Here is a 23,998-nt window from a genome sequence, read left to right on the forward strand (position 1 = left end):
TTTCATGCCTACAAATAAAAACAAAACCGAAAAGATTGTTAAATTATGTCTCATACAAGAGAGTATTCATCAAAGATATAAAATGATTATGAATTATTAAATAATAATAGTTTTTAATTTGAATTTAATCTGTTGTGATGTGTTTTTATGCAAAATAATACAAAAATGAGAGATTGGCTTTCCTCTAAAATTTTCGCCCTATTTTTTGGGAGATAATTTTTTAATTTTAATATTAAATTTACATACCCTATCGAAAATGTTATTAATTTTACGATGTAAAAAAATGAAATGAAACCTTTTTTTCTTTTCTATTTTCAGAAATTGCAATTAAATTTGATATAAAAAATTTAAGCACAGCATCGTCGGCTGTGCTTTTTTATTGTTGTCTAACTAAAAAATGAGATTTATTTATCTACTGAATCCGCTTCTAAAAAGCGGATTCTTTTGTTGCTTTAATCTATATGATTTTAATGAATAGACTTTATTTAAATTATTAAAATATCTTTTCTAGATTAACTGATAATTAAAAATAATTAGCATCAAAAAATTGTATTTTTTAACGAATAAAATAATAAGGAGATATAAAATAGTGAAAAAAAACAATAAAAATATTCTCATCATTCAATCTATTTTACATCATCAAAACAATCCTATTTATAGTTTATAAAACATGAAATTTTATCAATAAAAAAATCCTGAAGATTTTTCTTCAGGATTTTAAAATAGTATTTTAAGTTTTCTATTTTTTAGTAAGAGCCTTAAATTTTATAAATGAAACTACAGACAGTACAACCATTGTCGCAAAGCCGATATACACCCAAGCCGGAATAGGAACAGGATCACCTGCTGCGTAGGAATGAAGTCCGCTTAAGTAGTAATTTACTCCAACGTAAGTCATTAGCATTGAACAGAACGAGAACATTGTTGCTACGTGAATTGCCCATCTACTTCTCAATCCCGGAACCAATCTCATGTGTAAAACGAAAGCATAAATGATTACTGAAATGAAAGCCCAAGTTTCTTTAGGATCCCAGCTCCAATATCTACCCCAAGATTCATTGGCCCAAATTCCTCCAAGGAACATACCTACTGTTAATGCAAAGAGCCCGATGGTGGTAGACATTTCTGCAACAATTGCCAGTTCTTTCAGTGTAGAATCGTTATGCGTTTTGAATAATTTTTTATCTGAAATAATATAAAATACCAATGAAATTACCGCAATAATCATTGATAGTGAGAAGAAACCATAACTAGAAATAATAATGGCAACGTGCACAATGAGCCAATATGATTTCAAAACAGGAACTAGGGGTGTGATTTGAGGGTCTAGAGATGATGCACCATGTGCAAATCCCATCATGATTACCGCAACCATATAGCCTGCTGCAGGTATCAATGCATTTGAGTTGTTTTTAGATACCAAATTTTTAGCGCCTTCAGACTTGGTTTTATCAGTAAAACTACTTTTCCCAAATCCAAAATAGAACATTAATCCCGCAGAAATACCGACCCAAGAAATAAAGATAATGGCCTCATAACCGTTACTCCAAGGAGCGTGACCTGAGATGTACCATCTCCCTATCAATCCTAAGAAATGACAGAAATATCCTATTAACCCCAGATAAATGAAACCCTTGATGATCTTGTTCAAAATTTTATTTGGCTTAAATAATTCAACAAAACCAAGAATTAACAATAAACCACCAATTAAAGTATAGAAAATCAAAAGCTTAAAATTGATGTCGGTTTTATTCATAAAAACTTCCAAATCAACTTTAGATTGTGTAGGAACTACAGATTTACCCCACTTTTGCTGATAATCTGAAAGCTTTTTCAATTCAGCATCTGCTTTGCTCCAGTTTCCTGTTTTTTGTGCCAGAAGCACTTCTGCAAAATATGGTCCCATCACTTGTTGAGATTCTGTATCTGGTTCCATTTTTTGATTTAACCATGAATTCCAAGTGTGATTCGGATCATTCTTTACGGGTACAATTCTCATAAACTGACCGCTGAATAAACCGTTAAAAATCTGTACTCTTTCGTTTATTTTGATAATTTGTTTATCATATTCCGACTGCTCAGCCGGTTTTTTACGGAATGCAGTATTGTATTCAGCTTCTAAAATGTAAGTTAGATTTCCATTAGCATCTGCTGGGAAAAGATTCATCAAAGAAGTATAGCCATCTTCATTCGCTTTTGTCATTTTCAAAAGTTCTTTACCTCCTTTGGCATCTACTTTTATTAGCGGAACCATCGTCCAGCTAGGAGTATCTGTATTAATAGAAATAAACCATTGTTCGGCTGTTAAAAATTTACCGTCTGTTCCTTTGAATTTATCTCTTTGGTAAAGTTTTCTTAAAACATCTAAAGCTTCTGTATTGATAGGAACAATTCTTCCTTCAAAATTCTGTACCAAAAGATACCCGAATTTATCTGCGTGTTCTTTGCTTATTTTATTTTTAGATATGATTTCGTCTGGCGAAATATTTCTCATTTTCGTTAAAGGAGATGCAACAGAATTTTGTTTTGGTTGAACCAACTCTGGAGCCACGTCGTGGGAGTGGTCATCGCCTTCTACATGTACATGCTCTCTGCTTCCGTCGCTTGTTCCGTGGGTTTCAATTTTTTGAGCGTTTAAACCCAAACTCAAAAGAATGAGAAGAATCATTGTTGCCTTCTTTTTACTGATGTCTTTCAGCATTTTATTAAGCTTCCAAAAATGGGTTCCTTTCCAGAAAAACATCACAAACATACCTCCAAACAAGAAAGCATAACCAATATAGGAGATTAAAGTTCCCCAGAAATCATGGTTTACAGAAAGTAACGTTCCCATTCTGTCGGGCGTGTAGCTAGCCTGAAAAAAACGATAACCTTTATAATTCAAAACATTGTTCATATAGATTTTATGAGGAGTTTCTTTGCCTTCATCAATCACCTTTATATGGCTTTCGTAGGCACTTGGAGAAGTACTTCCTGGATAAGTTTCCATTACAAAATCATCTAATTTGATGCTGAAAGGTGTAGTGTATTTTTTTGGTCCGAAACCAAGCATAATATTCAGTCCGTCCATTGTTACTTGCTTATAAGCGTCAGGATTTCCTCTTTCAACAGAAAGATCAACAAGCTGTTTAGTTTTTGGTCCTTGAATTTCAACTGTCAACTGATCCGGAACATTCTGGTCTTTCTTCTTGTCACCTTCAATAGCCATTAGTTTTCCTTTTTTCAAACCTTCCGGTACTACTAATTTCAATTCATTTATGGTGTATAAACTTCTTAGAACTAAAGGCTGAAACTGATTTTTAACTGTATTTCCTGTTGCCTGTGTTGCCATTGTCATGTAAGCTGCATCTACAGGTGTTTTAATCATTAACTGCCCATTGTTATTGGCAAACTCTACAGCTCCTTCAATTGCTCTGCCGAAAGAAACCAAAGTTCCGTTGATAGATTTGGTTTCGCCTTGTTTAAGATAGATGTTTTGTCTTCCTGTACTACCTGTAGAAACCAAATGAAGATATTCTGCACCTTGTGTATTAGGAACTAAACTGTCTTTTTTTCTTTGAATATATTCTTTGGCTACAACTTTTATTTTTTTGTTGTGAAACTCATAGTTGGCCTCAAAACTTTTGTGAAGCGGAGACATTAAATATGGGATATCCTGATAAGTTAAAACATCACCTTTTTCTTCAATTTGAATTTTAAAGAAATGCTTATCGGTAACAATCTCATTAGTGGTTTCTCCTTCACGAATGCTCATTTGACCTTCAAAACTGATGTATCTGGTAACTGCACCACCAATAAATATCAAGATAAAAGCCAAGTGGAAAACCAGAACAGGCCATTTTTCTCTCTTCCAAAGACGATATCGGGCAATATTACCACAAAAATTGAGAATTAGCAGAAACATAACGAGCTCAAACCATTTTGCTTCATAAATTAAAGCTTTTGCTGTGGGTGTGCCATAGTCGTTTTCCATGAATGTGGCGTAGGCCATTGAGAAGGCATATACCAGTAAAAGTACTGCCGTAGTTCTGGTAGAAATCAGGAGGTCTGTTAACTTCTTCATTTTATTTTTTACTTGACTTGCAAAAATAAGGATGATTAGACGAAAGGCAGTGAAAAAAAGCTGTTTTTTGTCACCCAATACTCTTATTCAGCTTGTTTGGAATGATTCTTAATAACGATTGAGTATTCTCATTTTTTGTAAAAATATAGGCTTCTAGCTCAAAAACTTAGATGAAATTCTACAAAATTGGCTTACTCAAATGCCAAACTTTAATCTAAAAAAACATTAAATTTGCCCCCATTGAAGCTATGGAAAAGAAAACACAAAAAACACAGACCGTTTTACAAGAGCAATCTAAAATTTTATCTAAACCGAGAATCTTTTTCGGTTTGCTATGTATTGTATTTGCCGGAATCTTAACGATATCGTTTATTTCTTATTTAGTTAACTGGAAATCAGACCAAAGCCAAGCTGGTGCATTGCTAGACAAAACCATAAAATCTTCTAATATTTTTGGGAAAATGGGTCAGTGGTTTGGCAAAATATTCATTTATGAAAGTATTGGTGTAGCAGCATTTATCGTTGCATTTTTGTTTGTGGTTTTTGGTACAATGATACTCAAGAAAAAAATATTTAAACCCTGGAAAACCTTTGGGCATTCTTTGTTTTTTATTTGTTGGCTGCCTATTTTTTTTGCAGCAATACCAATTGGGCAAAGTGTTTTGTGCGGCGTTTATGGCTATCAAATCATGGATACATTGGTTTCAATGATTGGAAGTGTGGGGCTTTGGGTAGTTTTGTTTGTAAGTATTGCTTTGTATTTTATACTTGAGTTTAATATAAGACCAAGCTCTATTAAAAATAAATTAGATTCTATAAACGAAAATACAATCGAAAGGGTAAAAGCGATGATGCCAAAATCTGATGAAAATTTTGAAGCAGATCAAGAACTTACTGAAACAGAAGAAAATCCTGAACCAGAAGTGAAAACTGCAGCACAAGAAAGAATTACTACTGCTAATAATATAGAGATTATTCCTGAAATAAAAATTGAAGAACCAAAACTCGAACCAATTATTACACCGAACCAAACATCTTTTGCAGAACAGAAAGAAGAAAAAATAAATTTGTCGAGTACAGTAAATCTCTCAATGAATACACCTGTATCTCTTCCGAAGACTGAGCCAAAAGAGGCATTTGATGTAATAGTTGATTCAAATTCTTCTGCAGATAATATCTCTTTTAAAGTTGAAGTTGCACCGGTAATTGACATTGTGGATGATGTAGATAGACAATCTCAGGATTTGGTTGATAAGCATGGATTGTATGATCATAGATTAGATTTAGCAAAATTTCAGATGCCTACTTTAGATTTATTGAAAGATTATGGAAATGAAGAAATTTCAATTAATAAAGAAGAGTTAGAAGAAAACAAAAACAAAATTGTTGGGCTTTTGAAAAACTTCAATGTTGGAATTGCTGAAATTAAAGCGACCATCGGACCAACAGTTACGCTATACGAAATTGTACCCGAAGCAGGAATTAGAGTAGCTTCTATTAAAAAATTACAGGATGATATTGCATTGAATCTTTCTGCTTTAGGAATCAGAATTATTGCACCAATGCCCGGGAAAGGTACTATTGGTATTGAAGTTCCAAGAAAAAATCCTACGATGGTCTCAATGAGATCAGTAATTGCTTCACAGAAATTTCAAAATACTGACATGGATTTGCCAGTAGTTTTTGGTAAAACAATTTCTAATGAAGTTTTTATGGCAGATTTGTCTAAAATGCCTCACCTATTAATGGCGGGGGCTACAGGACAAGGTAAATCTGTAGGTATCAACGCTATTTTAACTTCCCTACTCTACAAAAAGCATCCTAGTGAATTAAAATTTGTAATGGTTGACCCTAAAAAAGTGGAACTCTCTCTTTATTCTAAAATAGAAAGACATTATTTAGCCAAACTTCCAGATTCTGATGATGCAATTATTACAGACACCAATAAAGTAATCAATACACTTAATTCACTTTGTATAGAGATGGATCAACGTTATGATTTGCTTAAAAATGCTTTCTGTAAAAACTTAAAAGAATACAATAAAAAATTTACCGAAAGAAAATTAAATCCTGAAAACGGACATCGATATTTGCCTTACATCGTTTTGGTAGTAGACGAATTCGCAGATTTAATAATGACTGCAGGAAAAGAGGTAGAACTTCCTATTGCCAGATTGGCGCAGCTAGCCAGAGCTGTGGGAATTCACCTGATTGTTGCAACACAAAGGCCTTCTGTAAATGTAATTACCGGGATGATTAAAGCCAATTTCCCTGCGAGAGCAGCATTCAGAGTGATTTCAAGTGTTGATTCTAGAACGATTTTAGATTCTACCGGTGCAGACCAGCTGATTGGAAAAGGCGATATGCTTTATTTTAACGGAAATGAAATTCTAAGACTTCAATGTGCATTCGTTGATACTCCTGAGGTGGAAAGATTGGCAGAATTTATCGGTGAACAAAAAGGATACGCTTCTGCATTTCTACTGCCGGAATTTGTTTCTGATGAAGGATCAAGCAACGTAGGAGCTTTTGATCCGAACGAAAAAGATGTATTGTTTGAAGATGCAGCAAGAATTATTGTTTCAACGCAACAAGGTTCTACTTCTATGCTTCAGAGGCAACTAAAATTGGGCTATAACAGAGCCGGAAGAATTATGGACCAACTGGAAGCAAGTGGTCTAGTGGGTGGTTTCAACGGAGCAAAAGCAAGAGAGGTTCTCATCAGTGATCTTCATTCTTTGGAACAGTTTTTGGAAGATTTACGCAGTTAAAAATAAAATGAAAACTTAAATGATTTTTAAGCTCGAATTACCTCTAAAATAATAAAAATATTTAAGTAGTTTGATTGTCTTAATACCATACTTGAAGATATTGTTTATCTTGATATTAATTTATGCTGTATTTAAATCTTTAAAATACAGCCCAAATGATAATCAATAGTCTTTTTTCTAATCAATATAAAACTTTTAACTTAAGACTTAAAATAACGTCTAAAGAACAGTACAGAAATTTAAAAATGAAAAACCTATTATTTAAAATAACAGCAGCAGGATTAATTATCATGAATGCTGGTTTATCACAAGCGCAGAAAATAGATGCAAAATCTAAGAAAATTTTGGATGAAGTAACTGCTAATTATAACGCGAAAAAAAATTCATACTTTAAGTTTTCTTTTGGTAGCGGAATGAACGGAAAAGTGAGCAAAACGGAAACAGGGATCTACTACTCTGCTGGTGACAAATACAAATTGAAAATCATGGAAATTGAACAGATTTTTGACGGCAGCAAAATTTACAATATCAATACAGAAGATATGGAAGTTACCGTTGCAAAACCAAACGCCGGCGGACAAATGTTTTCTCCAATAAACTACCTTTCCAGCTATAGAAATGATTACAATGTAACGTATAATGGCAAGAAAACAATCAACGGTGTGAGTGCAGATTTCATTAAGTTGACCCCAGTAAAATCAAACGGATTACAACATGTTTATCTCTACATTGATTCTACGAAAAAACAAATGCTAAAACTAGAACAATACGGAAACAACAAAGATATTGCTGTAATTGCCATTCAGGAATATAAAGAAAATCAGAAATTAGATTCGCAGATGTTTAGTTTTGATAAAAATAAATACAAATCTTATCTTGTTACAGAACTTTAAAAATAGAAACACCCGCTACCAGCGGGTGTTTTTTTGTAGATGAATCACATTAAATATTTTTCAGATAAGAATCTAAAAAAAAGTTTGTGAATTTCAAAAGTATTTTGTGAAGACAATTTACTTTTTAATTATTTTGAAAGTTTGCGTTTTATCTTTAGTTATCACTTTAAGGATATAAATTCCTTCTGTTATTTTTGAGAAATCCAACTTATTGTTTTCATCTCTTTCTAAAGAATAAGTTTTGAGTAACTGACCAGCACTGTTGTACAATTCAGCATTTTTCACATTTATATTTTTGCTGTTGCTGATGGTAATGATTCCGTTTGTTGGGTTCGGATAAACTGATAGGCCTTTTGTTTTTACGGTTTCTTCAACGCTTAAACTTGCAAAGCTACAGTTGTAAACGTAGACTTCATCAATATACCAACCCTCTACCCCATTACATCCGTCGGTTCCCATTTCAAATCTAAATTTTATATTAGAATTTGGAGTTACACCAATTAATGAAAGATTAACAACGCTTCTTCCCCAGCTTCCTTCAAGCCCACCTCCATCGGTTCCTGAGAAAGCAGGCTGGTTTTTTATCGGATTATCATTTCCTGTATTAGCAAGAGTTTTATTATACGGATTTGTGGTAAATGCACTTGCCGGAAGAAGTGTCCAGGCACCACCGTTAAGACTATATTTAATGTTACCGCCATCATACAAATTTTCAGTAGTTACATAATGATTGAATGCCATTTCATAATTTCCAGCGGTGTAAGCGGGAAAGGTGATAAGTGGGCTTTCAAGACGCAATGTTCCATTTTGAAAATCTGTAGAACAATTTCCGTTAACAGGATCAATCCCAAAAATTCCTTTTCCTGCTCTGCCTTTTGGTAAAGTGGTATCAATAGCCCAGTTTCTTGGGGTCCAAGTAGGGGTAACACCAATATTGCTTACCGTCCAGTTACCCATACCATTTTCCCAAGTTTCTTGAAATAACGGAGCTGAAGTTGCGTTGGTGCACAAAGCTGGTGCTGCAGCTAAAATAGGCAAGAAATTACAACTTGCCGGCGGCGGAGTTCTTAATTTTACTGCTAAAAGAGCATTTTGTAGATTTTGAAGTTCTCCAGCAGCAAAAATTTGTCCAGATAATCCTGCAGGAGTTGATGTTGTGGATAGCCCTTGAAGGTTAATGCCTACTAAATCATTAAAGGAAGCTTCAAGTGCATTGGCAAAAGTTTCGTATCCACTTGTGGAAGTAAGGTAAACTGCTTGTGCTCTCCACCACAAGTGAGCAGCTTTTGTAAAACCAATAGGGGTAATCGTGTATCCGCCGTAAGTTCCACCATCTACTAGCAAAGAGTAAAGGCGATTTCCTACACCAGAATTGATGTGAACGCCTCCAGAATCTGTGGTAGCACAATGGTAATAAGTGTCATTCATATTCCCCGGATCGTTGTTGCAATTGGGATTCCACATATCTCGGATAGGGCCACCAAAAGAAGTGGTGTCTTCTCCCATTTTCCACCTTTGTGTACCAGTGCAGGTTGTACTTGTTCTTACTGCCAAATTTTCTCCCGCATCTTGGTAATTATTCAAGAGGTCAATCGTTTCGCCCCATACATCAGAATAAGATTCATTAATCGCTCCAGATTGATAAGAATAAATCAGTTCACTGGTGTACTCTGTGTATGCGTGTCCCCATTCATGTGCTACAACGTCGTCTGCAGCTGTACCTGTGCAATAGTTTGCTGTAGTTCCGTTCCAATTGGCATTAGGGCAGCTAATGTTTGGGTTGTTATTTATTGTAGTCATGCTATGGTCTGCACCATCATAAGAGATGTAGTTGAAAGCATTTTTGAAGAAATTGTAAACATGTTCAGAAGTAATTACTTCATTTTGCTGCCATTGATCTAGCGTTCCTGGTAGAGGATCTCCTTCAGACCATTTAAGATTGGTTGGGTTGGTAGTGTTCGTTTCATAAAGTTTTCTATCAAGCACATTATGAATTCCTGTAAACTGCTCTACTATTTTACCCGTGTGGGCATCTATATATAAGTATTCTCTTACATCATTTTTATTGGTTATTTCAATTTCATAAGCAAGATGTGATTGTACGATTTCGTTTTGAGCAAGTCCTTTAGGGAATATTAAAAGTCTGAATTTTCCTACTTCTAAAGGCAATTCTGCGAAACTAAGTTTTTGATCTTTTACAACAGATTTCGCTTTTTCTATTGCATTTTGTTTTGTAATTTCTGCAATTCCAGTATCATTAATATTAGGGATAATGTTTCCGTTGATTGAAGTAAGTTCTTCATTTTTATTAAAATGAAATTTTAAAACGCCATCGTAAACGGGAACCCCTTTGTAAACTTGTGCATAAAATACATTCTTTAACCCATAATTATCGGTAAATTCTTTTACAAAAACCAAATCTTGGGCAGAATTTAAATTGAAAATTTTGAAGTTTGTAGAAATAAAGTTTTGCACTTTTTCAGTAACACTCTCTCCGGTAAGTTTTAAATGTTGAGAATTTGGAAAGGTTATAAAACTTGGTGTAGAAGTACTGTTATTGATTGTCACTTCTGCTTTGGTTTCATTAATGAAAAAATCAATATTTTTCGATTTTTGTGCATAACCAAGCATCGAAGCGGCTATAAGAATAGTGCAAATAACTCTTTTCATATAATTTTACTTGTTTTAGATATTAGATTTACAAATATACATTTTTTGTTAATTTTCATAGTTAATTTTATAAAAAATAATCAAAATAATGTAATATATTATAGGGAAAAATTGCTTTATAATAATTTATAATAATTTGTTTTTGATGGACCGTTATTCCTCGTAAAACCAATTTTTCACTCTAAATGCACAAGCTTTTTTTAACTACTAACCTTTTTTAAGGCTCGCAAATGAAAATTCAGCGATTCCATTAAAATTTTAAAAAATTAAAGGTAAATACGTAAGCTTAGCAAAGAATAAAAAGGCTTTTCAATTATGGCGGAGTACAAACACTCCTAATTTGTTTAAACAAATTTTATTCGGATACAATTTATCAATAAGAATCTTTTGTTTTTTTATAAATTTGCTTCATGTTTAAAATTTTAGACCGATATATCATCAAGACCTTTTTTGGTCCTTTCTTTTTCATATTCAGTGTGCTGTTTTTTATCTTTATTGTCAATATTGTTTGGATTCAACTTGGGCAGTTTATGGGTAAAGGATTATCCACATTTCAAATTTTGAAGCTTCTTTTTTATCTGGGAGTAAATGTCATAACGTTGGTATTACCACTTACGATTTTGTTGGCAAGCATCATGTGTTTTGGAGAATTTGGCGAAAGGTATGAGCTTGCTGCCATGAAAGCTGCCGGAATATCACTTACCCGAGTGATGATTCCTCTTTTTGGCGTCACAACACTTTTGGCAATCTTACTTTATCTATTTTCAAATAATATTGTTCCCGATTTTCAGAGGAAGGCAAAAAATATGCTTTTCAATATTGCGCAAACAAAGCCTGCGCTTAATTTCACACCAGGGCAATTCATTGATCAAATTCCCGGATATATGGTGAAATTTGATAAGATTGAAGGAAAAAATGCTGAAAAATTGGATGGAGTTTTTATTCATAGAAAAGCAAATACGTTTGATAATCAGCAGTCTATTGTAGCGCAAAGGGGTGAGTTTCTGCCGGCAACCAATCCTGCATTTTTAAAACTGGTGCTATACAATGGGTATATCTTTGAAGATAGCTATGCCGGAAAAGGTGAAAACGTTCGAGTAAAACAACCAGATCAAGCAATTAAATTTGATACCTTGGTTTCTCATTTTGACATCAGTGAGTTGATTAGTAAAGCTATTGAAAAAGAGCAAATTACAGATGATTATCGTTTTCAGACTTATAACGAGCTCAATGCTACTATTCTTACAGTGCAGAAAGATAATAAAAGGCTTGCAGAGAATATAAGTTCAGATTTACTTTCTCAAACAAGTTCGGTGATGTCATATATAGATCAAAACAAGTCTAAAGTACCTTTGAAAGCTCAGTATAAAATAGATACAATAAAATCAGACAAAAAACTAGACCTCATATTTAATGGATATAACAGATTAGATAATCTCAAAAGTAGTTTAGATAACAAAAGTAATGAGCTTAATCCGAGTGTGAAATACTTCAGCAAAGTAATCATTTACCAGCAGAGAATCGTTACTTACTCATTTACTTGTCTCATTTTTTTCATGATTGGCGCTAGCTTGGGTTCTATCATCAGAAAAGGAGGAATGGGTCTTCCTGTAATTGTAGCCATCGTGATATTTATTATTTTTTATGTCATCAATGTAGGTTTTGAAAATTTAGCTTGGACAGGTAAACTCAATCCTTATCTTGCAGCTTGGTTACCAAACATTATTCTTTTACCTTTTGGTGTATGGATGACTTATAAAGCCCTTACAGACTCGCAATTGTTTGATGCAGAAAAATATAAAGCTTTACTAAAACCAATTACAAAAAGATTTGTTAAACAGAAAGAACATCAAAGGTATCAATAAGGTATTGTTTATGGCATAGTTTTTGGTTATTTCAAAACATAATTTCATCATTCACATCATATATTAAATTGAAAAAATCCTCAAAAATAATTTTTTGAGGATTTTTTTTTTGCTTAAATCTAAACGGTTTATTTTTTAGTAAACTTAAAGGATTTATCGTCAAGCAAAAGAATGTAATTTCCAGAATTAATATTTTGTACTGAAATACTCTTTTTATTTTTAAAAGGATTATTTTCAGTATAAATTAATTTACCTGAATAATCTAGAATCTGAGCGTTTTTAATATTTTCAATCTTTCCACTAACAAAGATGTGCTCTGAAACAGGATTCGGATATATTTTAATTTCAGAAGCATTGATTGCAAAATCCGAAACAGAGAGATTGCCTAGATTTTGGCAATAGTTTACAGCATAAGAATCCCATTCTGTATTGATGTAGCTATTATTTGGTTGTGTCACAGTATTTTTTCTATAAAGAGAAATATCGCCAAGTGTGTTATTCACAAATTTGCTGCCTACTGCATCTACAGTTGTAGATTTATAAGCCAATTCTATATACTGTGTTCCCGAAAAATTCATTGCATCACCTGCTGTCAAAAAATCTGCTTCATTATTTGTATAACAAGAAAGTGCACCTTTCGGATTGAGAATAACACGACTCTCATTATTGGAAATTTTTCCCTCAAGTTCAAAACTATTTCCGAAATAATAGGAATTAGTAACACTGTTATAATATTGCACTTTGATGCTGTAATTATTCAAATCAACCTCATGTCCGGTTTTATTTAATATTTCAATAGCTTTATTATTGCCAGTTCCTTCAATGTATTTAGTGATATAAAGATCTTTAGCATTAGAATCTGTTGCAAGAGTAGAAACGTTAACTGTATTGCTGTCTGGTGACACAAGGTATGCTTGATCATAAGCTTTTACAGTAAAAGAATAAGTAGTGGATGCTGTGAGATGATCAATTACTATCGAAGTTGATTTTGTTGTAGCAACGTAAACTCCATTTTGATAAATATTATATCCTAAAACATCAGTATTCGTACTTGGAGACCATGCTAAATTGGTGAAGTTAGCTCCCGTTTGAGTTGAATTTAAATTTAGAGGCGTTTGAGGAGCAATAGAATCGGCAGTTTGCAGCCAGATTGAATCCACCCATTGTGGATTGTCAATAAAAGGGTTTCTATTTTTTTGAAGATTATATACTGCATTATTTCTGTCAATTTCCCTTTGAGAAACAGGGTCTTGCTGATGCCATTGTAGCAACATTGTAATATAAGCAGGCTCAAAAGCCCGTTCGGCAGTTCCATCAAAAGCAGATCTGTCAATTGCTGGGTTGATGTTGGTAGAATGATTAAATGAGGGCAATTTATCCTCATATCTTACTGCGAAATAAAGTAGCATTCTGGCAATATCACCCCTGAATTCAGCAATCGGCTCGTAAACACGATTGGTATAAACGTAATTCGGGATAGCGCTATTGCATATTTTCGAAGTGTTTGAAAATGTATAATGTACTGTAGAATTTCCTATTCCATAAGGATAATTATTTCTCAACTGATTAATTCTTGCATCAGTAGGGATTACAAAATGCAAATCAGAATACATAGGATAATTGCTGTTGAAAGTACTTTGCGGTACTGCATGCTCTCTATTGTATCCCAAACCTTCAGCTCCGGAAGTGCTGATTAAGTTGGCAGAACTGTATTCATAAGAATCTAATCCCGATGGTATTTCAGAATAAATATCTAGCAAAATAGTGGTATTATTTGCATCATGATCATAATATTTATCCAAATCTGTCTGATTATAATACGTAGGCAAGTCACTATAATGCCAATTAACATTTTTGTTCGAAATAATCTCGTGCAGCTTTGTTTTTAATGCATAACCTGTTAATCCGATGGTATTATCGTAGTATCCGGAAGGTGCTTGTGCTGAAACAATTGCTGACAGAAACACAGCCGAAAATAGAATTTTTTTCATAATTCAAAATTGGGCTGCTAAGATAAGATTTTATTATTTTTAAAAATTTATGTTAAATATTAAAATTACATTAACAATCATTTTAATTAATTGATTACAAATTATTTAAATTTTGTAATAAACGTATGTTAATATATTTTTGCAATTTCGTCAATTTAATTATCTTTGGGCAGAAACTTTTTACAGATTATGAATACAGAAACAATGGATAACATTAAAATGATAGCCGAGACGGCAAAAGACTTTGCTGAGAAAAACATCAGACCCAATATTATGGAATGGGACGAAAGCCAGACTTTCCCGAAAGAATTGTTTCATCAGTTGGGGGAAATGGGATTTATGGGAATTGTAATTCCTGAAGAATATGGAGGTTCTGGTCTTGGATATCATGAATATGTAACTATTTTAGATGAGATTTCTCAGGTTGATCCTTCAATCGGACTTTCTGTAGCAGCTCACAACTCTCTTTGTACCAATCATATATATGAGTTTGCTAATGAAGAGCAAAGACAAAGATGGCTTCCTCAGCTGGCTTCTGGTAAAGTAATTGGAGCTTGGGGGTTGACGGAGCACAATACAGGATCAGATTCTGGAGGGATGTCTACTACTGCAGTGAAAGACGGTGACCATTGGGTAATCAACGGTGCTAAAAACTTTATTACCCACGCTATTTCAGGAGATATTGCTGTAGTAATGACGAGAACCGGAGAGATTGGTGCTAAAAACAACTCTACTGCTTTCGTCTTAGAAAAAGGAATGGCAGGGTTTACTTCTGGTAAAAAAGAAAACAAATTGGGAATGAGAGCTTCTGAAACTGCAGAGCTTATTTTCGATAACGTACGCGTTTCTGATGCCAATCGTTTAGGTGAAGTTGGAGAAGGCTTCAAGCAGGCAATGAAAATTTTGGATGGTGGTAGAATTTCTATTGCTGCACTTAGTTTGGGAACTGCAAGAGGTGCTTACAAAGCAGCTTTGAAATATGCTAAAGAAAGAAAACAGTTCGGAAAATCAATCTCTGAGTTTCAGGCTATTAATTTTATGTTGGCAGATATGGCAACAGAAATTGACGCTGCAGAATTGTTGATCCAAAGAGCTTCTACACTTAAAAACGCAAAACAAAAAATGACCAAAGAAGGTGCAATGGCAAAATTGTATGCTTCTGAAGCTTGCGTAAGAATATCAAACAACGCCGTTCAAATCTTCGGAGGTTATGGCTATACAAAAGATTTCCCTGCAGAAAAATTCTATAGAGATTCTAAACTGTGTACAATCGGAGAAGGAACTTCAGAAATTCAAAGATTAGTAATCGGTAGAGATATTACTAAATAAATTAGTATTTTTTTTGTTTAACACTGAAAACCGTCTTTTAATTAAGATGGTTTTCTTTTTTTAATTTAAAATTTTAATTATCTCAATAAGAGTTAATGTATATTTTGTTATTCTTATTCATAATTGTATTTAAGTTAATTAAGTTCAATGTATCGCATATTAGTTTATACAAATAATCTAAATTATTCTTAATTAATTTACATTTTCATAAAGTAAATTTTAATAGCTTTGGATTTTCTCAAACAAAATAAGATTTATATGAAAAAACAACTATTGGTCATTGGGATGCTTACATCTTGCATTTCATTTGCGCAAACAGATCAGCTTTGGTCTAGCACTTTTGCAAAATCTAATTCTGAAATTATTGAAAACAAAACCTCACTCCTCAGTCCCAAAATTTATGCACTAGACTTTAACGGATTAAAAAATGCTTTAGCAAAAGCTCCAAAAAGACTGTCTGTAGGAGAAAAATCTGAAATTATCATCTCTTTTCCAAATTCTGAGGGTAAAATGGAAAATTTTAAAGTAAGAGAAAACTCAAACTTTGATCCCGCTCTTTCTGCAAAATACCCAGATATCAAATCTTATGTAGGCGATGGTTTAGATAATTCAAATTCTACCATTTATTTCAGTATTTCGTCACTCGGTTTATCTTCAATGGAAATTTATGGCAACAAATCTGCAGTATTCATCGAACCTTACACTAAAGATCTTTTAACCTATGCTGTTTATAAAAAATCTGATAAAAAATCTGATTTAAATCCTTTCGAATGCAGCGTTATAGATGTTGCCCAAAAAGGAATTTCAAATAATAATAGCTTAGTTTTAAGGCCAAATGCCGACGATGCTAAATTGAGAACTTTCAGATTAGCATTATCAACTACCGGTGAATACACTACTTATTTTGGAGGAACCAAAGCCAACGCCTTAGCTGCTATAAACAATACAATGACCCGTGTTAACGGTGTTTTTGAGAAAGATTTTTCCGCAAGAATGGTTTTGATTAGCAATAATGACGCTGTAATTTATACCAACGCATCTACAGATCCTTATTCTCCATCATCACAATTGAGCAACTGGAATTCTCAACTTCAATCCACTCTAACTTCGGTAATTGGTGAAGCTAATTACGATGTTGGGCACTTGTTCGGAGCTTCCGGTGGTGGTGGAAATGCAGGTTGCATAGGATGTGTATGTGTGAATGGTTCTAAAGGCAGTGGCTATACTTCGCCAAATGATGGAATTCCTTCGGGGGATAATTTTGATATTGATTATGTTGCTCACGAATTGGGGCATCAGTTTGGAGGAAACCATACTTTCTCACACAGTAATGAAGGAACGGGCGTGAATATGGAAACCGGCTCAGGGTCTACAATCATGGGTTATGCAGGGATTACCGCTCAGGATGTTCAGTTGCATTCAGATCCTTTTTTCCATGCAGTAAGTATTCAACAAATTACAGATAATATCAAAGCTAAAACCTGCCCAACCACTACTAATACAGGAAACGCAATTCCTACAGCTAATGCAGGTCTAGATTATACTATTCCTAAAGGAACTCCATTCATGTTGACGGGTACTGGAACAGATGCCAATGGTGATGCTTTAACCTACATTTGGGAACAAATGAACAATGCTTCGTCGTCTCAAACGGCTGCCAATTCAGCAGCCAGTGCTACAAAAGCTACAGGGCCTACTTTTAGATCTTGGGCTCCACAGCTAACGCCTACAAGATATTTACCACAAATGGCGTCTGTTTTAGCAGGTGCTACTACAACTGCTGGTTCAGAAATCACTGTAGAAGCTTTATCAAATGTAGCAAGATCTTATAATTTCAGATTTACAGTTCGGGATAATAAGTCTGGAGGATCGGGAAATAATTCAGATGACACTGTGATTACTGTAAACGGAACTGCAGGGCCTTTTAGTGTGAGTTCTCAAAACTCTGCAACCTCTTATACAGGAGGAACTTCTCAAACTGTTAATTGGATCGTTGCCGGAACTACAGCAAACGACGTGAATGCTACCAATGTAGATATTCTTTGGTCTACAAATTCAGGAATTACATGGACGACGCTTTTGGCCGCAACTCCAAACGATGGTTCTCAGGCAGTAATTATTCCAAATGTTTCTACCACAACCGGAAGGATTATGGTGAAAGGCTCAAACCATATTTTCTTTGATGTCAACAATGCCAATATCACAGTAAATGCAGGCTCGGGAACTGTTGATACTACTCCACCGACAGCTCCTGCATTGGTTGCTTCGGGAACAACTTCTACAAGCACAAGTCTTGCATGGTCGGGCGCTACAGATGCTGTGGGCGTAACGGGGTATGGTGTTTATCAAGGTGCTTCTATGATTGGTTCTACATTATCTACAACTTACACTGTTACAAGCTTAGCACCTTCCACTACGTATAGTTTTAATGTAAAAGCTAAAGATGCAGCAGGAAATATTTCAACTGCAAGCAACTCGGTAAGTGTTACAACTTTGGCGGGAACTACCGTTTCTTATTGCTCTGCTGCAGCTACTAATACTGCAGATGAAAGAATTGGAAATGTGAAATTCGGAACGATTAATAACACTTCTACAGGAACAGCAGGTTATGAAAATTTTACTGCAATTTCTACGAATGTTATAAGAGGAAGTGCGTATTCCATCTCGGTAACTCCGGTTTGGGCTGCAACTAAATATAACGAAGCATATTCTGTCTATATTGACTACAACAAAGATGGCGATTTTTCCGACAGCGGCGAATTGGCTTGGTCTAAAACAGCTTCACAAACATCTCCAGCTACAGGATCTATCACGATTCCTTCCGCTGCAACCTTGGGAGCAACCAGGATGAGAGTGATGATGCAGTATAATGCTTTACCATCTTCATCTTGTGGATCTTACACTTACGGACAAGTTGAAGATTATACTTTGAATATTGTTTCGGCTGGAAGAAATAACGATGTAGATACCGAAAACTTGTTTACTAACATTAAATTGTATCCGAATCCTGCGAAAGATATTATAAATGTTTCTACAACAACAAATGAAGATTACAAAATCTTCGATATGGGCGGAAAAGTAATCATTTCAGGAAAGCTCCAAAGAGGTTCGGCTAATGTGAGTAATTTAATCAAAGGTGCTTACGTAATACAGGTAGGAGAAATTTCTAAAAGATTTATTAAAAACTAAATAACTGTAATTAACTTTAATAAGGCTGTTCGGAAACGAGCAGCTTTTTTCATGATGCATAAATGATAGGAGATTCTATTTCTGTTTATAAATAAATCATACATTATTTATTAATTAGCAATGATGTTTTGTCATTCCTAATATTTATATTTGTCTAAATTTTATTAAAATATTCATGGAAAAGATAGACAGCCTCAATCAAGTTGCAGAATTTCATACAACTTTCAAAGCCCCTATTCTAGACACGCCAACAATCCCATCAATGGATCGTTGTAACCTAAGAGTTGAACTTTTACAAGAGGAATTAAACGAATTGAAACAGGCTATCGCAGATAATGATATCGTAGAAATTGCTGATGCTTTATGTGATTTGCAGTACGTTTTGAGCGGTGCAGTTTTAGAATTTGGGCTAGGCGAAAAATTTGTAGAACTATTTAATGAAGTTCAACGATCAAATATGTCTAAAGCTTGTGATAATGAGACCCAGGCAAAAGAGACGGTAGATTTTTATAAAGAAAAAGAAGTAGAATCGTTCTACGAAAAATCAGGAGAAAAATTTAATGTTTACAGAAAAACTGATCATAAAGTTTTGAAAAATAAACACTATTCTCCCGCAGATTTAAAACATATTTTAGACAAATAGTATGAAAAAAATTATCAGAAATATTTTTGCAGCGTCCTGCATTATCTTGGCTTCCCAGCAAATGGTTGCTCAAAAAGTGGTAGTTAATAGAGAAGTTGAAACTACAGAAGATGGTAAAATGCTTTTAGGACATCAGCTGAAAGATCAATTCTTAAAAGAACCATATTCTAATTGGTTTGTGAAAGAACGTGACGAGTATGCTTTAGACCAAAATGCTATTAAAGATTTAAGAAAAGCTAAACTCTCAAGCTATAGCCTTATCGTTTTTATGGGAACTTGGTGCGAAGATAGCCACAGAGATTTCCCTCGTTTGATGAGAATTTTAGATGAATTAAAATATCCTGACGGAAAACTTACCATCATTGCGGTTAATAAAAAGAAAGAATCACCAACAGGTGATGAGGGAATTTACAACATCCAAAAAGTTCCTACAATTATCGTTCAAAAATATGGCAAGGAAATTGGTAGAATTATAGAAATGCCTACTACAGGATATATTGAGAGAGATTTGGTAGATATTTTAAAGAAAGATGATAAATCTGTCATCAAAGAAATTTTTAAATAACAGTCTTGAAAAACGTTAAATTACCTATCGCATTTTTAGCAGGAATTCTGCTGATGACAGTATTGTTTTTTAGTTTTAAATCTTGTTTTAAATCATCAGACAAAACTGAAACTTCAGATTATTATCTCATTACCAACCAAATTTCTAAGATGAATAAAATGGTAGTAATGGAGCAAAATACTTCCGAAATACAGAAAACAAAGTACAGCTATACTTTTTTGGGTGCTGAAATGACGAGTACAAATATTGTTACGTATACTAAAACCAATGCACAAGTTTCGTATGATCTTAATAAGATGAAAATAGAGGTGGATTCTATTAATAAGAAACTCATCATTAAAGAAATCCCCGATCCAGACATTAGAATTACGCCAAGTGTGGAGATTCAGTCGATGGACGATTCTTTTACGCACAGGATTACAGAGAAAGATGTGAAAAGCGTTACTCAGAAAGCAAAAACAGCTGCTGTAAAATCAATTGATCAAAACAGACTTCGCAACGAAGGAAGAACGCAACTTATAGAAAATTTAAATAATATTTTCGTTTTGGCAAAGGCTTTGAACTATAAAATCGAAGATCAATCCGGAAAACTCGGAATTCTTGGAATTTAAAAATTCAAAATTATGGATTCGAAAGACATTAATAAAAAGAAAGAGTCTGCTAATTCTGCAGAAACAAAAAAACAAAATGAAGACTTCCGAGATATTCCGGCGTCTTCAGAAAAACAAAACCCTTCTGATGTTGATAAAGAAGATATTCAAAAATATTCAAAAAACAACAAATCGGGAAAAACAGATAATACTAAGTGAAAACTTAGTATTTTTTTTAAGTCCATAATCTTTTTATGAAATCTAAAGCATTTTTATGGCTAATTTTCTCCATGATTTCAGAAGAAAATTCTTCATTTAATCTGTTGTTAATTGCATTGTAAGCTGTAGCATTTTCAAAATCTTTGAAAAAGAAAGGATACCTAGATTTATCTGGATGATTTTTATCAAAAAAGAAATCAGCTCCATACGCCATATTATCTCCTGCGCCTAAATGTAAACCATGTTGAATATGTTCATAAAATCTTTCCGGATGCTCTACATCAATATAATCTCTAATAAAATTCAATCCAATTAATCCTTTTCTGGCGATCATTTCATTAACCAATTCATCAGGAAGATTTCTGTTGTTTTTATAAATCGTTCTGAAATTTGAATGACTAGCCAAAACTGAAATTTTATAATTTCTTTGATCAATATAATTCAGTATATCATAAGCTAACTGATCGCTTGTATGAGCAAAATCTATAGCAATTTTCTTCTCATTTAAATAGTCTATCAATACTTTTCCGTCAGGTTTTAAACCTGCTTCAGAATTATTTCCTCCTCCAAAGCGATTTTCATCATGATGAGTTAGGCTTATATAAAAAAGTTTTTTTGTATTCTGAATGATTTTTTCTAAATTTTCAAAACCTTTGTTCAATGGGGAATTTTCTTCACAAAAACAAGAAGCGTTTTCTATAGAAGCTAATATTCCTACTCTACTTCTATTCTCCAAATCATCGTAATTATTAAGATTAAAATGGAAAAAATTAGAATCTTCTATTAATTTACCGAAAATTTCACTTTGTTGTAAAGCTAAAAAACAACTGTTTTTAGAAGTAGGAGCATAAATTGCCATTGTCTGCAATCTTACATTTCCTTCTTTCAGAAAAGGCAAAGAACAGCCCAATTCTTTGTCATCAAGTTTAATATCTGCTCTTAATAAATAATATAATAGGTCACAATGCAAGTCTATATTGAGGTTATTCATAATTTGTTTTTTTAATATTTACTTTAAATAAAATGAATTTTTCACGAGTTTCAACATTAATTCTCAATTCAAATATATGGTTTTGTTCGGTTTTAAATAAAAAAAGCGTATTTTTGCAACCTAAAATTTCTTAGTAAACAATGATAAAAATTACCCTTCCAGACCAAAGCGTCAGAGAATTTGAAGGAGAAGTAACTCCTTTAGAGGTGGCAAAATCTATAAGCGAGGGATTGGCTAGAAATACCATTTCCGCAATTGTAAACGGCACACAAACAGAAGTTACCACGCCTATCACCACAGATTCTACGATACAGCTTTTAACCTGGAATGACGATCTTGGAAAGAAAGCTTTTTGGCATTCTTCGGCGCATCTTTTGGCGCAAGCAATCATGGAATTTTATCCCAATGCTAAGCTTACAATTGGCCCAGCAATTGAAAATGGATTTTACTATGATGTAGATTTCGGTGACGAAACTTTATCTGAAAAAGATTTTGAAAAGATTGAAAAGAAAGTTTTAGAAAATGCTAAAAAAGGATCTACATTCTCTCTATATCCAGTTTCAAAAGAAGAAGCTTTAAAAACATACGCAGATAATCCGTACAAAGTTGAATTAATCTCCAACCTTAATGATGGAGAAATCACTTTTGTAACGCACGATAATTTCACAGATCTTTGTCGTGGAGGGCACATTCCAAACACAGCGATTGTAAAGGCTTTCAAAGTTTTGAATGCAGCAGGAGCTTATTGGAGAGGAAATGAAAAAAATCCTCAGTTGACCAGGGTGTATGGTATTTCTTTCCCAAAACAAAAGGAACTATCCGAGCATCTTGAGAGATTAGAAGAAGCTAAAAGAAGAGATCACAGAAAATTGGGTAAAGAACTTGGGATTTTTGCCTTTTCCGAAAAAGTAGGTGCTGGCTTGCCTTTATGGTTGCCAAAGGGTGCTTCTTTAAGAAAAAAATTAGAAAATTTCCTTTCTGCTGCTCAGAAAAAAGCAGGTTACGAATTTGTAGTGTCTCCGCACATTGGAGCTAAAGAATTATATGTAACTTCAGGACATTGGGATAAATACGGAGCCGACAGTTTTCAGCCTATCAAAACGCCCAATGAAGGAGAAGAATTTATGCTGAAGCCTATGAACTGCCCACATCATTGTGAGATTTACAAAACTTCACAATGGAGCTATAGAGATTTACCAAAAAGATATGCAGAATTCGGGACAGTTTACAGATATGAGCAGAGTGGCGAGCTTCACGGCTTAACGAGAGTTCGTGGGTTTACTCAAGATGATGCCCATTTATTTTGTACTCCGGATCAGCTGATGGATGAGTTTAAGAAAACAATAGATTTGGTTCTGTATGTTTTTGGATCATTAGGTTTTGCAGACTTTACAGCTCAGATTTCTTTAAGAGATCCAGAGAACAAAGAGAAATATATAGGAACCGACGAAAACTGGGAGAAAGCAGAAAACGCAATTGTAACTGCAGCAAAGGAAAAAGGTTTAAATACTGTTACAGAATATGGTGAAGCGGCATTCTATGGTCCAAAATTGGATTTCATGGTAAAAGATGCTTTGGGAAGAAAATGGCAGTTGGGGACTATTCAGGTAGATTACAACTTGCCTGAAAGATTTGATCTTTGGTATACAGGAAGTGATGGTGAAAAACACAGACCAGTAATGATTCACAGAGCGCCATTTGGCTCTTTAGAAAGATTTATTGCTATTTTGATAGAAAATACAGCAGGAGATTTTCCTTTGTGGTTGGCTCCGGATCAGTTTATCATCCTTCCGATTAGTGAAAAATATGTAGATTATGCTAAAAAAGTTTCTCAACTTTTAGAAAATCACGACATTAGCGGTTTGATAGATGAGAGAAATGAAAAAACGGGTAAAAAAATCCGTGATGCTGAGCTGAATAAAATTCCATTTATGATTATTGTAGGAGAAAATGAGGAAGGTGATGGTACGATTTCTGTAAGAAGACGTGGTGAAGGAGATCTTGGAGCAATGAGCATTGATAATTTTGTTGCTTACTTTAAAGAAGCATCTAAAACAGGATTTGAATTTCGTGGATAGTTTTAGCTAAAAACTAATAGACTTTACCATAGAATTCATTATATTTATAAAAAATTAGCTAAAGCTAATTAAGATAGAGATTAACCAATAAATAATAATACAATAGCACAAAGATTTAACAACAGGGGCCCACAAAGACGT

General features: G+C 33.9%; 14 protein-coding genes. 10 read left to right on the plus strand and 4 right to left on the minus strand.

What is annotated here, in order from left to right; all coding sequences use genetic code 11:
• Nucleotides 1-739: 739 nt before the first annotated feature.
• The gene (ccsA, locus tag BW939_RS06710) at nucleotides 740-4,063 is read right to left on the minus strand and encodes a cytochrome c biogenesis protein (protein WP_076451072.1); all 3,324 of its coding nucleotides are present in this window, start codon (nucleotides 4,061-4,063) and stop codon (nucleotides 740-742) included.
• Between the two features lie 248 nt (nucleotides 4,064-4,311).
• Between ccsA and BW939_RS06715 the strand changes: the two genes are divergently transcribed.
• Nucleotides 4,312-6,834 carry an FtsK/SpoIIIE family DNA translocase gene (locus BW939_RS06715; protein ID WP_076451074.1) on the plus strand — a complete coding sequence of 841 codons (2,523 nt, stop codon included), beginning with the start codon at nucleotides 4,312-4,314 and terminating at the stop codon, nucleotides 6,832-6,834.
• A 245-nt stretch (nucleotides 6,835-7,079) separates the two neighbouring features.
• The gene (locus BW939_RS06720; RefSeq protein ID WP_076451400.1) at nucleotides 7,080-7,727 is read left to right on the plus strand and encodes an outer membrane lipoprotein periplasmic chaperone LolA1; all 648 of its coding nucleotides are present in this window, start codon (nucleotides 7,080-7,082) and stop codon (nucleotides 7,725-7,727) included.
• 117 nt (nucleotides 7,728-7,844) lie between these two features.
• Here the strand turns inward: BW939_RS06720 and BW939_RS06725 are convergent, their stop codons facing one another.
• Nucleotides 7,845-10,397 carry a M4 family metallopeptidase gene (locus tag BW939_RS06725; protein ID WP_076451076.1) on the minus strand — a complete coding sequence of 851 codons (2,553 nt, stop codon included), beginning with the start codon at nucleotides 10,395-10,397 and terminating at the stop codon, nucleotides 7,845-7,847.
• A gap of 410 nt (nucleotides 10,398-10,807) precedes the next feature.
• Between BW939_RS06725 and BW939_RS06730 the strand changes: the two genes are divergently transcribed.
• Nucleotides 10,808-12,262, plus strand: a complete 1,455-nt coding sequence (locus BW939_RS06730; RefSeq protein WP_076451078.1) for an LptF/LptG family permease — start codon at nucleotides 10,808-10,810, stop codon at nucleotides 12,260-12,262.
• 128 nt (nucleotides 12,263-12,390) lie between these two features.
• Here BW939_RS06730 and BW939_RS06735 read toward each other — a convergent pair whose 3' ends face one another.
• The gene (locus BW939_RS06735) at nucleotides 12,391-14,253 is read right to left on the minus strand and encodes an endonuclease (protein ID WP_076451080.1); all 1,863 of its coding nucleotides are present in this window, start codon (nucleotides 14,251-14,253) and stop codon (nucleotides 12,391-12,393) included.
• Between the two features lie 189 nt (nucleotides 14,254-14,442).
• Between BW939_RS06735 and BW939_RS06740 the strand changes: the two genes are divergently transcribed.
• From BW939_RS06740 to BW939_RS06765, 6 genes are all read left to right on the plus strand, one after another.
• Nucleotides 14,443-15,582 (plus strand): acyl-CoA dehydrogenase family protein, encoded by a 1,140-nt coding sequence (locus tag BW939_RS06740; RefSeq protein WP_076451402.1) that lies wholly within the window; start codon nucleotides 14,443-14,445, stop codon nucleotides 15,580-15,582.
• A gap of 258 nt (nucleotides 15,583-15,840) precedes the next feature.
• On the plus strand, nucleotides 15,841-18,771 hold the full coding sequence (locus BW939_RS06745; RefSeq protein WP_076451082.1) for a reprolysin-like metallopeptidase: 2,931 nt from the start codon (nucleotides 15,841-15,843) through the stop codon (nucleotides 18,769-18,771).
• Between the two features lie 175 nt (nucleotides 18,772-18,946).
• The gene (locus BW939_RS06750) at nucleotides 18,947-19,414 is read left to right on the plus strand and encodes a pyrophosphohydrolase domain-containing protein (protein ID WP_076451084.1); all 468 of its coding nucleotides are present in this window, start codon (nucleotides 18,947-18,949) and stop codon (nucleotides 19,412-19,414) included.
• A gap of 1 nt (nucleotide 19,415) precedes the next feature.
• Nucleotides 19,416-19,979, plus strand: a complete 564-nt coding sequence (locus BW939_RS06755) for a thioredoxin family protein (RefSeq protein ID WP_076451085.1) — start codon at nucleotides 19,416-19,418, stop codon at nucleotides 19,977-19,979.
• A 5-nt stretch (nucleotides 19,980-19,984) separates the two neighbouring features.
• Complete coding sequence (locus BW939_RS06760; protein ID WP_076451087.1) at nucleotides 19,985-20,590, plus strand: DUF4230 domain-containing protein; 606 nt, start codon at nucleotides 19,985-19,987, stop codon at nucleotides 20,588-20,590.
• Nucleotides 20,591-20,602: 12 nt separating this feature from the next.
• A complete protein-coding gene (locus BW939_RS06765; RefSeq protein WP_076451089.1) occupies nucleotides 20,603-20,788 on the plus strand; it encodes a hypothetical protein in 186 nt (61 codons plus the stop codon).
• Nucleotides 20,789-20,804: 16 nt separating this feature from the next.
• Here BW939_RS06765 and BW939_RS06770 read toward each other — a convergent pair whose 3' ends face one another.
• Nucleotides 20,805-21,779 (minus strand): dipeptidase, encoded by a 975-nt coding sequence (locus tag BW939_RS06770; protein ID WP_076451090.1) that lies wholly within the window; start codon nucleotides 21,777-21,779, stop codon nucleotides 20,805-20,807.
• A 140-nt stretch (nucleotides 21,780-21,919) separates the two neighbouring features.
• On the opposite strand from BW939_RS06770, the gene thrS reads away from it, so the two are divergent.
• Nucleotides 21,920-23,857, plus strand: coding sequence for a threonine--tRNA ligase (gene thrS / locus BW939_RS06775; RefSeq protein ID WP_076451092.1), 1,938 nt, complete (start codon nucleotides 21,920-21,922; stop codon nucleotides 23,855-23,857).
• Nucleotides 23,858-23,998 lie beyond the last annotated feature (141 nt).

The organism is Chryseobacterium piscicola, from assembly GCF_900156685.1.
Taxonomy (GTDB): Bacteria; Bacteroidota; Bacteroidia; order Flavobacteriales; family Weeksellaceae; genus Chryseobacterium; species Chryseobacterium piscicola.

Bases quoted from the DNA above. Each gene is read 5' to 3' on its own strand.
- BW939_RS06740 (WP_076451402.1), top strand. From the start codon at position 14,443: ATGAATACAGAAACAATGGATAACATTAAAATGATAGCCGAGACGGCA.
- BW939_RS06720 (WP_076451400.1), top strand. From the start codon at position 7,080: ATGAAAAACCTATTATTTAAAATAACAGCAGCAGGATTAATTATCATG.
- BW939_RS06730 (WP_076451078.1), top strand. From the start codon at position 10,808: ATGTTTAAAATTTTAGACCGATATATCATCAAGACCTTTTTTGGTCCT.
- BW939_RS06725 (WP_076451076.1), bottom strand. From the start codon at position 10,397: ATGAAAAGAGTTATTTGCACTATTCTTATAGCCGCTTCGATGCTTGGT.
- BW939_RS06750 (WP_076451084.1), top strand. From the start codon at position 18,947: ATGGAAAAGATAGACAGCCTCAATCAAGTTGCAGAATTTCATACAACT.
- BW939_RS06715 (WP_076451074.1), top strand. From the start codon at position 4,312: ATGGAAAAGAAAACACAAAAAACACAGACCGTTTTACAAGAGCAATCT.
- BW939_RS06735 (WP_076451080.1), bottom strand. From the start codon at position 14,253: ATGAAAAAAATTCTATTTTCGGCTGTGTTTCTGTCAGCAATTGTTTCA.
- thrS (WP_076451092.1), top strand. From the start codon at position 21,920: ATGATAAAAATTACCCTTCCAGACCAAAGCGTCAGAGAATTTGAAGGA.
- BW939_RS06765 (WP_076451089.1), top strand. From the start codon at position 20,603: ATGGATTCGAAAGACATTAATAAAAAGAAAGAGTCTGCTAATTCTGCA.
- BW939_RS06745 (WP_076451082.1), top strand. From the start codon at position 15,841: ATGAAAAAACAACTATTGGTCATTGGGATGCTTACATCTTGCATTTCA.
- ccsA (WP_076451072.1), bottom strand. From the start codon at position 4,063: ATGAAGAAGTTAACAGACCTCCTGATTTCTACCAGAACTACGGCAGTA.
- BW939_RS06755 (WP_076451085.1), top strand. From the start codon at position 19,416: ATGAAAAAAATTATCAGAAATATTTTTGCAGCGTCCTGCATTATCTTG.
- BW939_RS06770 (WP_076451090.1), bottom strand. From the start codon at position 21,779: ATGAATAACCTCAATATAGACTTGCATTGTGACCTATTATATTATTTA.